This is a genomic window from Methylocystis heyeri, assembly GCF_004802635.2.
GTDB lineage: Bacteria > Pseudomonadota > Alphaproteobacteria > Rhizobiales > Beijerinckiaceae > Methylocystis > Methylocystis heyeri.
In genome coordinates this window covers 421,255-437,024 of the sequence record NZ_CP046052.1, presented here as the reverse complement: position 1 = coordinate 437,024, position 15,770 = coordinate 421,255, and the positions used below count along the sequence as shown (strand labels likewise).

Below are 15,770 nucleotides of genomic sequence, written 5' to 3'. Positions count from 1 at the left end.
CTGGCCTGAGAGGTAGTACCGCTCAGCCCACGCTCCCCTCGAGACTAACGGAAATCAGCTTCTGCGCCTCGACCGCGAATTCCATCGGAAGCTGCTGCAACACGTCGCGCACGAAGCCGTTGACGATCAGAGCCGTGGCTTCCTCGGCGCTCAGGCCGCGTTGCATGGCGTAGAAGAGCTGGTCCTGCGAAATCTTCGACGTGGTGGCTTCGTGCTCGAACTGCGCAGTCGGGTTCTTGCTTTCGAGATAAGGCACGGTGTGCGCGCCGCATTTGTCGCCGATCAGCAGACTGTCGCAATTGGTGAAATTGCGCGCGCCTTCCGCCTTGCGGTGCGCGGAGACCTGGCCGCGATAGGTGTTCTGCGAGCGTCCCGCCGAAATGCCCTTCGAGATGATGCGGCTTTTGGTGTTGCGGCCGAGATGGATCATCTTGGTGCCGCTGTCCACCTGCTGGAAGCCGTTGGAAACCGCGATGGAATAGAACTCGCCCTGGGAGTTGTCGCCACGCAATATGCAGGACGGGTATTTCCAGGTGATCGCCGAACCGGTTTCCACCTGGGTCCAGCTGATATGCGAGTTGCGGCCGCGACAATCGCCGCGCTTGGTCACGAAGTTGTAGATGCCGCCCCTGCCCTCGCTGTCGCCGGGATACCAGTTCTGCACCGTGGAGTATTTGATCTCGGCGTCGTCGAGCGCGACGAGCTCCACCACCGCGGCGTGAAGCTGGTTTTCGTCGCGCTTGGGCGCGGTGCAGCCTTCGAGATAGCTGACATAGGAGCCGGCGTCGGCGATGATCAGCGTCCGCTCGAACTGGCCGGTGTTCTTTTCATTGATGCGGAAATAGGTCGAAAGCTCCATCGGGCAGCGCACGCCGGGCGGCACGTAGACGAAAGAGCCGTCGGAAAACACCGCCGAGTTGAGGGTCGCGAAGAAATTATCCGTCACCGGCACGACCGAGCCGAGGTATTTCTGCACCAACTCGGGATGGGTCTTCACCGCCTCCGAGATCGGGCAGAAGATGACGCCCGCCTTGGCCAGCTCTTCCTTGAAGGTGGTCGCGACCGATACGCTGTCGAACACCGCGTCGACCGCCACCTTGCGGGTTTCCACGCCCGCGAGAACCTCCTGCTCCCGCAGCGGGATGCCGAGTTTCTCATAGGTGCGCAGAAGCTCGGGATCGACCTCTTCGAGCGTCTTGGGGCCGGGCGTCGTCTTGGGCGCCGAATAATAATAGAGATCCTGATAGTCGATCGGGGAATGCTCGACCCTGGCCCATTTGGGCTCTTCCATGGTGAGCCACCGACGATAGGCCGCAAGCCGCCATTCCGTCAGCCACTCCGGCTCGCTCTTCTTGGCGGAGATGAAGCGGACGATTTCTTCCGAAAGGCCCTTTGGGGCCTTCTCCGACTCGATTTCAGTCGTGAAGCCGTATTTATACGCGTCGACGTCGATCGACTCGACTGTCTGAACGGTCTCTTTCAGAGCCGCCATGGTCTCTTCTCCTCGTCACGGCGGGTTCAAGGCCCGTCGGCCGAAATCCTTGGGGGCCAGCCCCAGCTCAGGCGGCGGATCGCCGTGGCCTCATCCGTGCCGCCACCCGTGCAAGAGCGATGCCGAACAGTTCTACATCCTCCGGCTTCGAAGACCAACCCAGGCTGACGCGCAGCAGCCGGTCTTCCTTCAGCCCCATCGCGGCCAGCACGTGCGAAGGGCGAACCTTGCCTGAAGAACAGGCCGATCCCGAAGAAACGGCGACCCCTTCCAGGTCCAGCGCCATCGCCATGGTTTGCGGGACGAAGCCCGGCGCCAGGAACGCGCAGACATTGGGAGCGCGCGTCCCCTCTCTGCACAGAAATTGAGCAGAAGGGAGGATTTCGGCGACCTTCGCCTCCGCGGCGTCGCGCAAGGCGCCCAGCCGGGCGATTTCCGCGTCGAGATTTTCGATCGAGGCCGAGAAAGCGGCCGCGAAGCCCGCGGCTGCGGCGACGTTCTCGGTGCCGGAACGCCGGCCGCCCTCCTGTCCGCCGCCTTTCAAGACCGCATCCCTGATATGGATATCGTCGCGCGCGAACGCCAGGGCCCCCGCGCCGAACGGCCCGCCGAGCTTATGAGAGGAAAAGAACAAAACATCGGCGTTTAATGTCGAGAATGTTGCAGCGCAACGACCGACGGCCTGGGTGGCGTCGCAGACCAGAACTCCGCCCGCGGCGTGGACCCGGTCCGCCGCCTCTCTCACCGGCTGGATCGCTCCGGTCTCATTGTTCACGGCCTGCAGGGCGAGGACGATGCGCTGGCCGGCCGCCCGCTTCAAGGCGTCTTCCAGAGCTTCGAGATCGAGGGCGCCCTGCGCCGTGAGAGGCAGCGTCTCGACCTGCCCGGCGGGAAAGCGGTGGCCAAGAAGCGTCGCCGCGTGTTCCCCGCCCGAGACCAGCAGCCGGTCGAACGGGTTTTCGTTCCGGCCGAGCTGAAGATTGGGCGTGAGGGCGAGATTGGCCGCCTCGGTGGCGCCGCTGGTGAAGACCAGATTGCGCGGGGCGGCTCCTAAGCCTCCGGCCAAGACGCGCCGCGCCCGCTCCAGCACTTCGCGCGCCGCCCTCCCCTCGGCATGGGTCGATGAAGGATTTCCGAGCGCGTCGAAAGCCGACAGCATCGCTTCGCGCGCCTGTGGCCGCAACGGAGCCGTGGCGTTATAGTCGAGATAGGCGCGGCTGGCTCGAGGCATAGTATCTCATGGCTCGCGTGGACGAACATTCATATAAGCGTGGCTCGCCAAAGCTATCAACCGGCGAGTGAAGCCGTCTCCCGGCTGGCCCCGGCTCCAGCCGGGCGGCCGCTCCGGGCGTCGCGGAAGGCGTTGTCGATGGATTTCGATCATTACGGCAAGCAGGCGAGCCCCGTCCCCGGTTGCGCATGGATGTTGCGCTTCGACGAGGAAGGACGCGCCGAACCGGGCGAAGAGCAGGACCTCGCGAAGCTCGGGGCCCCCGGCGAAGGCTTCGTCTGGCTGCATGTCGATTTGAACGACAGCCGCTCTTCGGGACTTCTCGCGAGGCTCGCAGCCCTGCCGGAAGAAGTGCGCAAAATATTGTCCGAGCCGGTCGACCGGCAGTTCATCGACCATTCCGGCGACATCGTGCGGGGCGCATTCTTCGACCGCGAACGCGGGGCGCCGGGCGGGCCTCCGCAGATCGGCTTTCTGCGTTTCGCTTTCGGCGAACGCTTCCTGGCCAGCGCCAGCCATCGCCCCATCGACGCGGCGGAGGCGACCAAGGCGGCTCTCACTCATGGACGGCTGGCGAGCACGCCGCTCGAATTGTTCGAGGCGATGGTCGGCCATATCTGCGACGAGCTGGGCAAGATCATCTACGAGCTGTCCTCGACGCTCGACGGCATCGAGGAGCGCATCGTCGCCGACGGCAAGGGCGAGAGCGAGCGCGCGACGCTTGGCTCGGTGCGCCGCGCCGCGCTGCGGCTGGCGCGCGAGGCCGCCGGCTTGCGCTCTCCTCTGCTACGGCTGGAGGCGACGCTCTACGATCCCGAGCTGGAGGAGCTGAAGGAAGCTGGCGCGCGGCTGGCGCGCCGCGCCGACATACTCGTCCATGATCTCGCCGAAGTTCAGGACCGGGCCCGGCTTTTACAGGACGAACTCAACGCCATCGCCAGTCTGGTGACCAACGACCGGCTCTACATCCTGACGATGGTCACCACGCTGCTGCTGCCGGCGACCTTCGTCACCGGCTTCTTCGGCATGAACACCAAAGCCCTGCCCTTCGCCGAAGCGGCGCATGGAACCGCCTATGCCGCGGCCCTCTGCGTCACGGCCTCGCTGGTGACGCTTTTCTTCATGCGCCGGATCGGCCTCACCCGCCCCCGCGCGGAACCAAGACAGAAGCGTCCGCGTCAGGGTTGAACAGCTCGGCGCAAAGCCAAAGGAAAATCGATCTTGACCAACGCTAGAACCTCCCTGCGCCGGCTCTTGCTCATCGCCGGCATTCTCCTTTCCGGCGCGGCGCAGGCGGAGGAAGGGAAATCGCAATATACCTCGCTCCAGAATTGCGAGACGCTCGACCATCTGAAGCTGCCCGGACGCGTGATCGAGAAAGGCGACGGGGCGGGCATTTTCCGTTGCAAGGGGATCGACGACTATTCCGTCTATGTGATCGACCAGGATCCGCGCAGCTTTCTGGTTTTAGGAAAGGGCGGAAAGCTTTTCTCCCTGGAAAAGCCGCTGCTGTCCGATTTCAAGCTCGGCGAGTTTCCCAATGTCTCGGGAGCGCAGAAAGCCGAATGGCGGCTGGACGCCGACGGCAAGGCTGCGGGGCTGATCGTGCGCGTCTCATATATGCGCACTGACAAGCCCGGCGCCTCCGCTTCCGCGCTCTTTGTGTTCGATCTGCGCGGCGACCCCGCTCTGATCGGCTCCGCGCCGACAAATGAGGAAGCGCGCGGGCTCATCGACGGCGCGCTTGGAGCAGGCGTAGCTGCCGAGGAAAAGCTTTCCCGCGAATGCAACAAAATCTACGCCGAGCTCTGCAAAGGCTTCAAGCCCGGGCCGGAAATGCTCGGGGGCTGCTACGACAAGCGGCCCTCGATCGCAGACAAAGTGCCGCCGAAATGCACCGCCGACTTTCAGACCAACATCGAGAACTATCACGAGGCCATGGGCGGCGGGAAATAAGCGGAGAGCCCGGGGCAGACCTTCACGCCGGCATTCCATCTCTGAGGCCTTCTCGACAGCCCCGCGCCACTTGCCGGCGCCGGGGCTGTCACGCCACGCCGCTCGGCGTCGTTTAACGGGCTCCATGCCGGGACGAAGCAAAAGCAGCACCAGCAAGGCTAATTTACAATATCTGCAGTAAAAACAGCCGTCATTGCGAGTGAAGCGAAGCAATCCAGACTAAATGAAAACGTTGAACGCCACGTGAATCCACTGGATCGCCACGTCGCTACGCTCCTCGCGATGACGGCGGCGATGAACCGCCGCGGGTTTCCTTAGGAAAGCCCGCAGCCTTTCTCTATTATTAGCCGAACACCCGGCCAAAAATCGTATCCACATGCTTGAAGTGGTACGAGAGGTCGAACAGCTCGTCGAGTTCGGCGGGAGAGAGCTTGGCGCTCACGTCCTTGTCGGCGCCGAGCAGCGTGCGGAACTCCCCTTCGCCGCGCCAGACCGGCATGGCGTTGCGCTGAACCATGGCATAGGCGTCCTCGCGCGAGACGCCCTTTTGGGTAAGCGCCAGCAGCACGCGCTGCGAATGGACGAGTCCGCCCAGCCGGTCGAGATTCTTCTGCATGTTCTCGGGATAGATCAGGAGATTCTCGATCACGCCGGTGAGGCGGACCAGCGCGAAATCCAGCGTCACGGTCGCGTCGGGGCCGATCATGCGCTCGACTGAGGAATGGGAAATGTCGCGCTCGTGCCAGAGCGCCACATCCTCCATGGCCGGCAGCGCCATGCCGCGCACCAGCCGGGCGAGGCCGGTCAGATTCTCGGTCAGCACCGGGTTCCGCTTATGCGGCATGGCGGAGGAGCCCTTTTGGCCGGCGGAGAAATATTCCTCGGCCTCCAGCACCTCGGTGCGCTGCAAATGGCGGATCTCTATCGCCAGCCGCTCGATGCTGGAGGCGACGACCCCCAGCGTGGCGAAGAAAGCCGCATGGCGGTCACGCGGGATCACCTGGGTCGAGACGGGCTCGACCGCGAGGCCGAGCTTTGCGGCGACATGCTCCTCGACCCGCGGGTCGATATTGGCGAAGGTCCCGACCGCGCCGGAAATAGCGCAGACCGCGACCTCCTTGCGGGCGGAAACCAGGCGTTCGCGGGCGCGGGTAAATTCGGCGTAGGCCTGGGCCAGCTTGAGCCCGAAAGTCACCGGCTCGGCGTGAATGCCATGCGAGCGGCCGATGGTCGGGGTGTCTTTATGCTCGAAGGCGCGCTTCTTGATCGCGGCCAGCAGAGCGTCAACGTCGGCGATGAGAAGATCGGCGGCGCGGGTGAGCTGGACCGAAAGGCAGGTGTCGAGCACGTCCGAGCTGGTCATGCCCTGATGCACGAAACGCGAGTCGGGCCCGATGAATTCAGCCAAATGGGTGAGAAAGGCGATGACGTCATGCTTGGTGACGCGCTCGATCTCGTCGATGCGGTCCACGTCAAAGGTGACGCCTCCGGCCTTGTCCCAGATCGCCTTGGCGCTTTCCTTCGGGATGACGCCCAATTCGGCGAGAGCGTCGCAGGCATGGGCCTCGATCTCAAACCAGATCCGAAACCGCGTCTGCGGCTCCCAGATGTCGGTCATGGCCTTGCGGGAATAGCGCGGGATCATGGGCGTCGGCCTCAAACTAGCGAAAACAGGAGAACCGCGGCCCTAACATGCGCGTCCGGCGGATGTCCAGTTGGGGCGGGTGCGGCCGCCCCGAACTCATGGCCGCCGGCCGCCCGATCATCTACGATTATGCCGATGAGCGCCCAGCCGCCGACGCCGCCTCATATGACCGTCGACGAGTTCCTCGTCTGGGCGAGCGAGCGGCCGGGGCGCCATGAGCTGATCAATGGCGAGGTCGTGTCCCAGTCCGCCGAGCGCGCCGCGCATTGGAAGGTCAAGCTCGCGGTTCATGTCGCTCTGCTCAACGCGGTCCGCGCCGGCGGCCTTAACTGCCATGTCGTGCCCGACGGGGCCACGGTGAGGATCGACGACGCCACCGCTTATGAGCCCAACGCGCTGGTCTATTGCGGCGAGGAGGCGGCGCCTTCCGCGCTCACGGTGGATAATCCCGTCATTATCGTCGAGGTGCTTTCCCCCTCGACCGGGCGCATGGATCGCGCGCGCAAGCTCGCCGATTATTTTCGCCTGCCCAGCCTCGCGCATTATCTGATTGTCGACTCGAACGAGCCACTCGTCATCCACCATCGCCGGCAGGAAGGCTGCGATATCCTCACCCGCATCATCCGCGAGGGCGCGACCTTGCTCGACCCGCCGGGGTTGGAGGTGGTGGTGGCGGAGATTTACGGTGCTAGCTAACCGCATCTATTTTATTTTTGGACGCCACATGTGAGGCGAACAGCTTAATCGCCGATACTTCGATGAAATGAATAATATTCGAGGTGCGAGAACCACGAATTATCATACCGGCTAGGCCAACGAAAAAGCCATTGCCATCGACACCGAGATAGAACACGGTGCCGCCGCTCATCCCATCCGCGTCGAAAGATCCTCGCCGGGACATCGTTAAGCGATGGACATGCGGGGCATTGCTCGGCCCGTCGTAAAACCCCGTAGTCTGCATACAACGCGCATGCACATGAGTGTTTTCGCCAGAGTCTTCATCAAACCCGATGTCCTGAAATTCCGTGGGGTATCCATAAACAATGAAAACCCGCTCTCTACCAGGCTTCCATATTTCCGACTCCTGAATATCAAAGAATTCGCTCCTAAGACTTGGGATTTCATACGACTCTACCGGGAAATTAAACGATCGGACATCAATAAGTTCGTCATATTCTATCTGCTGAGATGCCTCAGCGATTACCATCGAATTACCTGTTATGATCCACTCCCTGTTGTAAGACGGCCAAATCCCGATCTGATCAGGATTAAAGCTTCCAATCTGATGCCCACAACAAAAGAGCAAGCAGCGTTTTTCAAACGCCACTGCGGTGGAGCTGCCAGGATATCCGTAACCCATATCCGTTACCCCAACTATCTTTTTACAATGACGGTGCAGCGTGGTTTCCACTGAGCGCGGCGAGCACCAAAGGCGGCCGATCCGGACCGCCTTACCGGCGAGGTACTCGTCAAAGCTCAAGAGCCTTAAAGGGTGGTTCAAGTGCGCCTCTTCAAGCCAATCAAAAGATTTCCGCGTTAACTACTCCCCCGCCTCCACATAAATCTCGGCGCCTTTTTCCAAAAACTCCGCGCTTTTGTCGGCCATGCCCTGTTCGCGCTCGGCGATGGCGGCGGCCTCCTCGCGCAAGTCGCGGGTGATCTGCATCGAGCAGAATTTCGGCCCGCACATCGAGCAGAAATGCGCGACCTTATGGGCCTCTTTCGGCATCGTCTCGTCGTGGTATTTGCGCGCGGTGTCGGGATCGAGCCCGATGTCGAACTGATCGGTCCAGCGGAAGTCGAATCTCGCCCGGCTCATGGCGTTGTCGCGCTCGATCGCGGCGGGATGGCCCTTGGCGAGATCGGCCGCGTGAGCGGCGATGCGATAGGTAATCACCCCGGTCTTGACGTCGTCGCGGTCGGGCAGGCCGAGATGTTCCTTGGGCGTGACATAGCAGAGCATCGCCGTGCCGAACCAGCCGATCATGGCGGCGCCGATGCCGGAGGTGATGTGGTCATAGCCCGGCGCGATGTCGGTCACGAGCGGTCCAAGCGTATAGAAAGGCGCCTCGCCACAGACGGCGAGCTGCTTGTCCATATTGGCTTTGATCTTGTGCATCGGCACATGGCCGGGGCCTTCGATCATGACCTGGCAGCCCTTGTCCCAGGCGACCTTGGTGAGTTCGCCCAGCGTCTCGAGCTCGGCGAATTGCGCCGCGTCATTGGCGTCGGCGTTGGAGCCGGGCCGCAACCCGTCGCCGAGCGAGAACGAAACGTCATAGCGGCGCATGATGTCGCAGATGTCGCCGAAACGCTCGTAGAGGAAGCTCTCCCTGTGCCTGGAGAGGCACCAGCGCGCCATGATCGAGCCGCCGCGCGAAACAATGCCGGTGACGCGATTGGCGGTGAGCGGCACATGGGCGAGGCGCACGCCGGCGTGGATGGTGAAATAATCCACCCCCTGCTCGGCCTGCTCGATCAGCGTGTCCTTGAACACCTCCCAATCGAGCTTGGTCGCGTCGCCTCCAACCTTCTCCAGCGCCTGATAGATCGGCACGGTGCCGATCGGCGCGCTGGCGTTGCGGATGATCCAGTCGCGAATATTATGGATATTGCGGCCGGTGGAGAGGTCCATGACGGTGTCCGCGCCCCAGCGGATCGACCACACCATCTTTTCGACCTCCTCCGCCACGGAGGAAGTCACGGCCGAATTGCCGATATTGGCGTTGATCTTGACCAGGAAATTGCGCCCGATGATCACCGGCTCGAGCTCGGGGTGGTTGATGTTGGCCGGAATGATCGCCCGGCCCCGCGCCACCTCGTCGCGCACGAATTCCGACGTCACGAATTGCGGGATCGAGGCCCCGAAGCTCTCACCGTCGGCGATGCGCGCCGCGGCGTTTTCGAAAGCGCGCTCGCGGCAGAGATTCTCGCGATGCGCGACATAGACCATTTCCTGCGTGACGATTCCGGCCCGGGCGAATTCGAGCTGGGTGACCGGCCCGGCGCCCGTCCCACGATAAATCGCGCGGGGAGCCGGGCATGGCGGAACGAGATATTCGCCGCTGGCGAAGCCGTTATCCTCGGGCTTTACCGTCCTGCCCTGGTAGTTCTCCAGCCCCTCGCGGGCCGCGAGCCAGGGCCGCGCAGCAGGCAGGCCCGCCGCAAGATCCGGAGTGAACTCAGCGCAGCCATAAGGGCCGGATGAATCGTAGATGCGCAGCGGCGGCTCCCCCGAGGAGGGCTCGAAAGCGATCTCACGATAGGGAACGCGGACCTCCGGAAAGCCCGCAGGCGACGCATAAAGCTTCCGGGAGCGCCCGATCGGACCGGTCGTGACGCTGACCGGCTTTGGGGAATGTTTGTCTTGCGCATTCATGATCTGGCTCCGGTAATCTCGAGGCGGGCGCAGTAGCGGAGAATGCGGCGATGATCCGCGAGCCGATCCCGGCTCTTGATTGGATCGCACTGGCATTCCCTCCGCCGGCATTACCCGGATCAGGTTCTATGGGTCCTTCTCAGCCGCCGCGGCGGCGCCCCTCGCCATTTGGTGAAAGCTAGTGGTTTGTCGGCCCGCTCGCAAGCCGGACCAGCCCGAATAGGCTTTATCACGCCCATGTAATGCGGAAACATAGATGTGGCAAATACGTGACATTCGGGACAAAAAGCGGCGACTGAGCTCCAAACCCTGCTCGAATCAGGAAGTTTTTGTTACGCTCGCGGCTAGACTAGGATCGGCCTGTGCGTGCATGGGCGCAGTCACAACTTCAGCATAGGTCATCCCGATGAGTCAGGATTTTCGGCGCGCGCTCGTGGTTTCGCTGTCGGTGGCTTGCATTTTACCGGCCGAAGCCGGCCTTGCGGCGGAGGGAATAGAGCTCATCGGCTATGGCGCGCGGCAGAAGGCCCTGGCCGGCTCCGACGTCGCCGATTCCAAAGACGCCATGTCGATGGCCGTGAATCCCGCCGGCATCGTCGGCATGGAACGCCAATATCAGTTCGGCATCAGCGCCCTTCTGCCCGATCGCGGCTATCAGGCCAGCGGTCCGCTCTCCGTGGTCGCGCCGGGGGATGTCAGAAGCGGACGTCCGATCTTCCCTGTTCCCAACAACGCCAATGTCCAGCCGATCGACGCCGAATCCGCCTGGGGCACGGTCTCCTACGGCAATGGCGGCATCAACACCGCTTATGACTGGGGGCATTACAAGCCCCCGATTTACGCGCCGTCGCTCTCGGTGGGCCCCTTCAAGCTCGCCGGTCCGCTCGTCAGCCCCTCCCTGGGCGGTCCGCTCGGCGGAGGTTTCGCCGGCATCGACCTCCAGCAGCAGTTTTTCAGCGTGGTCTACGCCCGCAAATTCGGTCCCGTGACCATCGGCTTCGCCCCGACCCTGGCCGGCCAGGCGTTGAACGTTCAGGGCCTCAAGACGCTCGCCCCCTATTCCTGGGATCCCTACCACCTGTCGGACAATGGATACGACTATTCGGTCGGCGGCGGCATACGCCTAGGCCTCCAATACGAAATCACCAAGGAGCTGCGTCTCGGCGTGGCGGGCTCGACGCCGATGTTCATGACCCAGTTCGGCAAATATGCGGGCGCCATCGCCAATCACGGTAAAATGGACATCCCCGCCGAGGTCAGCGTCGGCCTCGCCTATGACATTCTCCCCAATGTCACGGTGATGGTGGATTGGAAGCACATCTTCTATTCGGCGGTTCCCGCCCTCGGGAATCCGACTTTCCCGATTTTTTACGGCACGCTCGGAACCTACGGCGGGCTCGGATTCGGCTGGCGCGACACCGACGCGGAAGCCTTCGGCGTCGAGTGGCGGGCGACGAAAGACCTGACCTTGCGGCTGGGCTATAATCACACCAGCCCCATGATCGGATCGCAGGACGTCACGCTCAATATCCTCGCGCCGGCGATCAGCGAACATCACATCGCGGGCGGCTTCAAATATGATCTGACCAAGAATTCGTCGATCGACTTCGCGACGGTCTATGCGTTCAAGAATTCGGTCAGCGGGCCTGAGAACGTGCCCTTCGCCCGTTTCGCATACAGCACGCCTTTCGGATCGGTTCCGGTGGCCGTGCCGCCGCATTACGCCGCCGGCACGAACATCACCGATTCGCTCAGCGGCCTCGAATTTTCGGTGAGCTATACCTATAAATTCGACCTCGGCGACAACTCCTTCATCCCGACCCATTTCTGACGCATCCGCCTCGCAGCGAAGCCGGATAGGAGCGTCCGAGCTGTGCGTGCGAGGAACCGAAGCGGGACGCATATGGAGCGCCCTCGGCCTTCGCGCCGAGGGCGTTTCCAATTCAACCTTTCACGATCGTCGGCGCCGCGCGCTTCGTCTGGGTTTCGAGCAGCGTTTTCACCTTGGCCGCCAGATTGAGATAGATCGCCGCATGCTCGCCCTGCGGATCGGCGCCGACCACGGGGCGTCCCGCGTCCGAGGTCTCGCGAATGGCGATATCGAGCGGAACTTCGCCGAGGAACGGCACGCCGAGCTTTTCGGCGTCGTGACGGGCGCCGCCATGGGCGAAGATCTCCGACCGCCCGCCGCAGTGCGGACAGAGAAAATAACTCATGTTCTCCACGATCCCGAGGATCGGCGCCTCGACCCGCTGAAACATGCTCACCGCCCGGCGAGCGTCGATCAACGCGATATCCTGAGGCGTCGAGACGACGACAGCGCCGCTCATGGGAACCTGCTGCGCGAGCGTGAGCTGCACGTCGCCGGTGCCGGGCGGCATGTCGATGACCAGCGCGTCGAGCGGGCCCCAGGCGACGTCGCCGAGCATTTGCGTCAGGGCCTGCGAGACCATCGGTCCCCGCCATACCATCGGCACGTCTTCCTCGACCAGGAAGCCGATCGACATGACCTTGACCCCATAGGCCTCATGGGGAATCATTTTGCCGTCCGCGACCTCGGGCTTGCCGTGCAATCCGAACAGGCGCGGCGCCGAAGGGCCGTAGATGTCGGCGTCGAGCAGGCCGACGCGCCAACCCTGCGCGGCGAGGCCGAGGGCGAGATTGGCCGAAGTCGTCGATTTTCCGACGCCGCCCTTGCCCGACGCCACACATATGATGAAGCGGATGTTCGCCACAGCCGCCGCGAGACCTTGGCGCGGCGCCCCCTGCGGCGGATGGGCGTGACCGTGATGGCCGCCCTGCGCGGCAGGCTGCGGCGCGCGCTCCGCAGTCAATGTGACGACGGCTTTTTCGACGCCGGCGAGCTGGGCGACGGCCTGCTCCGCCGCGAGTCTGACCTTCTCCCACAGGTCGGCCCTGGCCGGGTCGCCGATGATCGAGACGAAGGCTTTGCCGCCGACGACATTTATGCCGCTGACGACGCCCGCCGCGCTCAGGGGCCGGCCCGCCGGATCCGCCACTTTCTCCAAAGCCTTCAGGACGTCAGCTTCGTTCGCCACAACCTTCGCTCCTCGCCGATTGCTCAATTACGCCAGCCGGCGGAGCCGGCTGTGACACGTATTGAAGATGCAGCCCACAACGTCAACAAACTCTCAGCGCCGTTTTTCGTGCAATAAGCGCGCCGCAGTTATCCCCTGCGCTGAAATAAAAGCTTCATCTTCACGGGAATTTATGCCAAGAGCCTCGGTCGTCCGGATTTCGGGGAATCAGGAGCTATCTCATTTTCGCGTAATGACGGGAAGTCTATTTATGCCTTCTGAACCTGCGCTTCCACTTTTTCCACTCGCATTGTGGATATGGATCGTTCAAATGCTGGCCTACCACGGCTTTGGTCTGTGGTTCGAATGGCTTGACCGCAGCGGTTCATTGTCTCGCTACAAGACGCGCCCCGCAGAACGGATGAAATACTCCAAATTGCTTCCGCGCGTCCTGGCCAACCAGGTCTTCGTGCTGCTGCCCGCCATGCTGCTGACGCAGTGGAGCGGGCTCGCTTTCGTCGGTTCGGAGCATGTGGCGCTCGCCTCGGCGCTGCTGGGCTTCGCCGGCCTCACGATCGGCCACGACATCGTGCAATATGTCGCCCATCGTTTCATCCTGCATCGCCCCGACTTGATGCGGCGGCTGGGTCACTCGCTGCATCACTCCACGGTCGGAAGCCGGGGGATAAGCGCCTGCTATATGAGCGCCGCCGATTTCTTCCTCGAGATCGTCTGCCCTTATCTGATACCGCTTGCAGCGGTGGGCGTCGGCGGCTCCAATTTTCTGTTCCACGCCGTGGTGGTCAGCGCCGGCGCCTTCGGCGGACTTTACGAGCACTCCGGTTACGATTTCAGTTGCGTTTTGCGCCAGCGTTTTGACGCCGAACCTGCGAACCGCCTGCGCACAATGCTGGTGAAACTCATAAGCTCCCAGGCCCATGCCGCTCATCACGCGCGGGGCAATGTCAGTTTTTCCGACGGGTTCGGCTCCTCGAACATTTGCGACACCCTGTTTGGGACACGCTGGGATCTCGTCCCGGAGCGCAAGCGCCGGACAGCCTGAAGACGGACTTCGCTCGAAAACACTTTTGCAAAAACAAACCGCTCCAACCCTATCTCTGGAGCGGTTTCCTATCGATCGGATAACTCGTGGCCCTCGATAGGGGGAGAAGGCGAAAAGCCTCTTTCCCCAGGGCAATCGAGAGAAGGACCGAACCTTTCGATGTGGGGCGAATACCTTCCCCTTTGCGGGCTAAGGGAGTCACACATCTCCAGGAGGCCGTCCTGGCCGGGCTTGTCCCGGCCATCCACGCCGGGACATTGGGGTTTCTCGCGGAATTGCGCGTCGCTCCTCAGATGAAGCGATCGTCTGGCTCCTCATCAGGCGTTGACGTTACGCGAAAACGCCAGCGCGCGAAAACCCCGAAATCCCGCGGATTGAACGCACATTCCGAAGATTTCGCTGCTGCTCGGCGTGGATGGCCGGGACAAGCCCGGTCATGACGGGACTGGCGACTTTTCGAGATGTGTGCATGCGGTAGCCTTGGCGGGGAGTTCGGTCGGCGAAGCTGACCGCGTGGGGGGGGGTAAAGGCGCAAAATAGGGCGGAAAACCGCCCCACCCCGCCGCTTCGCGGCGACCCTCCCCCTCAAGGGGTAGGGTAATAGCCCTTCACCCGATCGCCCTGTTTCTTTCCCCACTTTGGTCGCGTTACGCCTCGGCGTCGGCGTCGCACGGAGCTTCGGCCTTGATCGCATGTTCGATCTTGGGCGTGCGTTTGAACGGCGATTTGCGCCCGCGCATGGTCTGGATGATTTTGGCGCCATTGGAAAAGGCGAGATAGATCATCAGAGGCGGCACCGACGCCATGGTCTTCAGATATTCGGCCAGCGGGCCGCGCTTCAGCGCGACATAGGGCGGGAGAGTCATTCCCAGCACGACGACCGTGGTCATCGCCGCAATGATCTCCAGCATCGGCGCATAGGTTGCGGGTGACCGGTGCAGAATCGTCCCCACGATCATGGCGAGAACGCCAATGGCGGCGGCGGGGAAGAAAATCTGGTGCGCGACCAGCGTAATCGCCGCGACTCTCTGCACCAGGGTCCAGGGCGCACGCCAAAGCGGGATTACCGTCTTTTGCGCCACCTGGACGAAGCCGCTGGACCAGCGTCTCTGTTGACGGCGAAAATCCCGCAGTCCTTCCGGCACTTGTCCCGGAATCGCCGGCTCCGAAACGAAGATCCCGTGCCAGCCGTCGAGAGCGGCGCGAACGGTGAGGTCGAGATCCTCGCACAGCGAAAAATCCGACCATCCGCCGGCGCTTTCGATCGTCTCGCGGCGCCATACGCCGCCGGTGCCGTTGAACTGGAAAAGCCATCCCGCATGGGCGCGGCTGCGCTGCTCGACCAGGAAGTGCCCGTCCTGCACCAGGCCTTGCGCCCGCGTCAGCCAGTTCTTCCGGAAATTCGAGAATTCGCACCGCGACTGGACGAAACCGGCCTTTTTGTCCTTCACGAGCAAAGGCACGCCGCGCTTGAGCCAATTCGGCGGCGGCCTGAAATCCGCATCCAGCATAGCGATGAATGGCGCATCGGAAATGCCGAGGCCATAGGCGCAGGCGCCCGCCTTGAAGCCTACTCTGTCGGGGCGCCGCACATGAGCGATGTCCGCTCCCGCTGCGCGCAGCTCCTTTGCGACGGCCTCGGCCCGCGCGGTGGTTTCGTCGGTCGAGTCGTCGAGGAGCTGGATGTGCAGCTTGTCCTTCGGCCAATCGAGCTGCGCAACGCAGCGCAGGGACTGCTCGGTGACCAATGGCTCGTTGTAGACGGGGATCTGAACGAGCACATGAGGCAATTCCGAATCGGGGAGAACCACGATCTCGGGATCTTTGGCGCCGCGCAGTTCGTCCCAAAGAAACCGCCCAATCACCGCAAAGAAGCCGAGGCCAATGATTATGAGCGTAAGCCCGCTGCCGAAGGCGAGCGCATCGACGACGAAGCGCAAGAGATCGAGAACCAAGACTTTATCCT

The 15,770-nt window shown here is 62.6% G+C and carries 12 protein-coding genes and 1 riboswitch; of the genes, 5 read left to right on the top strand and 7 right to left on the bottom strand.

What is annotated here, in order from left to right:
- Positions 1–22 precede the first annotated feature (22 nt).
- Positions 23–1,492, bottom strand: a complete 1,470-nt coding sequence (sufB, locus tag H2LOC_RS01890; protein WP_136494843.1) for a Fe-S cluster assembly protein SufB — start codon at positions 1,490–1,492, stop codon at positions 23–25.
- A gap of 67 nt (positions 1,493–1,559) precedes the next feature.
- Positions 1,560–2,723 carry a cysteine desulfurase family protein gene (locus tag H2LOC_RS01885; RefSeq protein WP_136494842.1) on the bottom strand — a complete coding sequence of 388 codons (1,164 nt, stop codon included), beginning with the start codon at positions 2,721–2,723 and terminating at the stop codon, positions 1,560–1,562.
- A 138-nt stretch (positions 2,724–2,861) separates the two neighbouring features.
- Between H2LOC_RS01885 and H2LOC_RS01880 the strand changes: the two genes are divergently transcribed.
- The gene (locus H2LOC_RS01880) at positions 2,862–3,911 is read left to right on the top strand and encodes a CorA family divalent cation transporter (protein WP_136494841.1); all 1,050 of its coding nucleotides are present in this window, start codon (positions 2,862–2,864) and stop codon (positions 3,909–3,911) included.
- A gap of 33 nt (positions 3,912–3,944) precedes the next feature.
- The gene (locus tag H2LOC_RS01875; RefSeq protein ID WP_136494840.1) at positions 3,945–4,679 is read left to right on the top strand and encodes a hypothetical protein; all 735 of its coding nucleotides are present in this window, start codon (positions 3,945–3,947) and stop codon (positions 4,677–4,679) included.
- A gap of 343 nt (positions 4,680–5,022) precedes the next feature.
- On the opposite strand, the gene purB is transcribed toward H2LOC_RS01875, so the two are convergent.
- Positions 5,023–6,324 (bottom strand): adenylosuccinate lyase, encoded by a 1,302-nt coding sequence (gene purB / locus H2LOC_RS01870; protein WP_136494839.1) that lies wholly within the window; start codon positions 6,322–6,324, stop codon positions 5,023–5,025.
- 135 nt (positions 6,325–6,459) lie between these two features.
- Here purB and H2LOC_RS01865 point away from each other — a divergent pair, with 135 nt between their 5' ends.
- Positions 6,460–7,020: a Uma2 family endonuclease gene (locus H2LOC_RS01865; protein WP_136494838.1), complete on the top strand. Its 561-nt coding sequence runs from the start codon at positions 6,460–6,462 to the stop codon at positions 7,018–7,020.
- On the opposite strand, the gene H2LOC_RS01860 is transcribed toward H2LOC_RS01865, so the two are convergent.
- Entirely contained in the window at positions 7,013–7,825 is an 813-nt protein-coding gene (locus tag H2LOC_RS01860) for a hypothetical protein (protein ID WP_136494837.1), read from the bottom strand. The genes H2LOC_RS01865 and H2LOC_RS01860 overlap by 8 nt on opposite strands.
- A 39-nt stretch (positions 7,826–7,864) precedes the next feature.
- A complete protein-coding gene (gene thiC, locus H2LOC_RS01855; RefSeq protein WP_154331542.1) occupies positions 7,865–9,703 on the bottom strand; it encodes a phosphomethylpyrimidine synthase ThiC in 1,839 nt (612 codons plus the stop codon).
- A gap of 78 nt (positions 9,704–9,781) precedes the next feature.
- Positions 9,782–9,875, bottom strand: a riboswitch (TPP riboswitch).
- A gap of 234 nt (positions 9,876–10,109) precedes the next feature.
- Here thiC and H2LOC_RS01850 point away from each other — a divergent pair.
- The gene (locus tag H2LOC_RS01850) at positions 10,110–11,534 is read left to right on the top strand and encodes an OmpP1/FadL family transporter (protein ID WP_136494835.1); all 1,425 of its coding nucleotides are present in this window, start codon (positions 10,110–10,112) and stop codon (positions 11,532–11,534) included.
- A 112-nt stretch (positions 11,535–11,646) separates the two neighbouring features.
- Here the strand turns inward: H2LOC_RS01850 and H2LOC_RS01845 are convergent, their stop codons facing one another.
- Positions 11,647–12,762 carry an Mrp/NBP35 family ATP-binding protein gene (locus H2LOC_RS01845; protein ID WP_136494834.1) on the bottom strand — a complete coding sequence of 372 codons (1,116 nt, stop codon included), beginning with the start codon at positions 12,760–12,762 and terminating at the stop codon, positions 11,647–11,649.
- A 310-nt stretch (positions 12,763–13,072) separates the two neighbouring features.
- Between H2LOC_RS01845 and H2LOC_RS01840 the strand changes: the two genes are divergently transcribed.
- The gene (locus H2LOC_RS01840; protein WP_246206946.1) at positions 13,073–13,804 is read left to right on the top strand and encodes a sterol desaturase family protein; all 732 of its coding nucleotides are present in this window, start codon (positions 13,073–13,075) and stop codon (positions 13,802–13,804) included.
- Positions 13,805–14,451: 647 nt separating this feature from the next.
- Here H2LOC_RS01840 and H2LOC_RS01835 read toward each other — a convergent pair.
- Complete coding sequence (locus H2LOC_RS01835; protein WP_136494832.1) at positions 14,452–15,759, bottom strand: glycosyltransferase family 2 protein; 1,308 nt, start codon at positions 15,757–15,759, stop codon at positions 14,452–14,454.
- Positions 15,760–15,770: the final 11 nt, after the last annotated feature.

Excerpts from the sequence above, each read along its gene's own strand:
- sufB (WP_136494843.1), bottom strand. The coding sequence starts at position 1,492 with ATGGCGGCTCTGAAAGAGACCGTTCAGACAGTCGAGTCGATCGACGTC.
- H2LOC_RS01885 (WP_136494842.1), bottom strand. The coding sequence starts at position 2,723 with ATGCCTCGAGCCAGCCGCGCCTATCTCGACTATAACGCCACGGCTCCG.
- H2LOC_RS01880 (WP_136494841.1), top strand. The coding sequence starts at position 2,862 with ATGGATTTCGATCATTACGGCAAGCAGGCGAGCCCCGTCCCCGGTTGC.
- purB (WP_136494839.1), bottom strand. The coding sequence starts at position 6,324 with ATGATCCCGCGCTATTCCCGCAAGGCCATGACCGACATCTGGGAGCCG.
- H2LOC_RS01865 (WP_136494838.1), top strand. The coding sequence starts at position 6,460 with ATGAGCGCCCAGCCGCCGACGCCGCCTCATATGACCGTCGACGAGTTC.
- thiC (WP_154331542.1), bottom strand. The coding sequence starts at position 9,703 with ATGAATGCGCAAGACAAACATTCCCCAAAGCCGGTCAGCGTCACGACC.
- H2LOC_RS01850 (WP_136494835.1), top strand. The coding sequence starts at position 10,110 with ATGAGTCAGGATTTTCGGCGCGCGCTCGTGGTTTCGCTGTCGGTGGCT.
- H2LOC_RS01840 (WP_246206946.1), top strand. The coding sequence starts at position 13,073 with ATGCTGGCCTACCACGGCTTTGGTCTGTGGTTCGAATGGCTTGACCGC.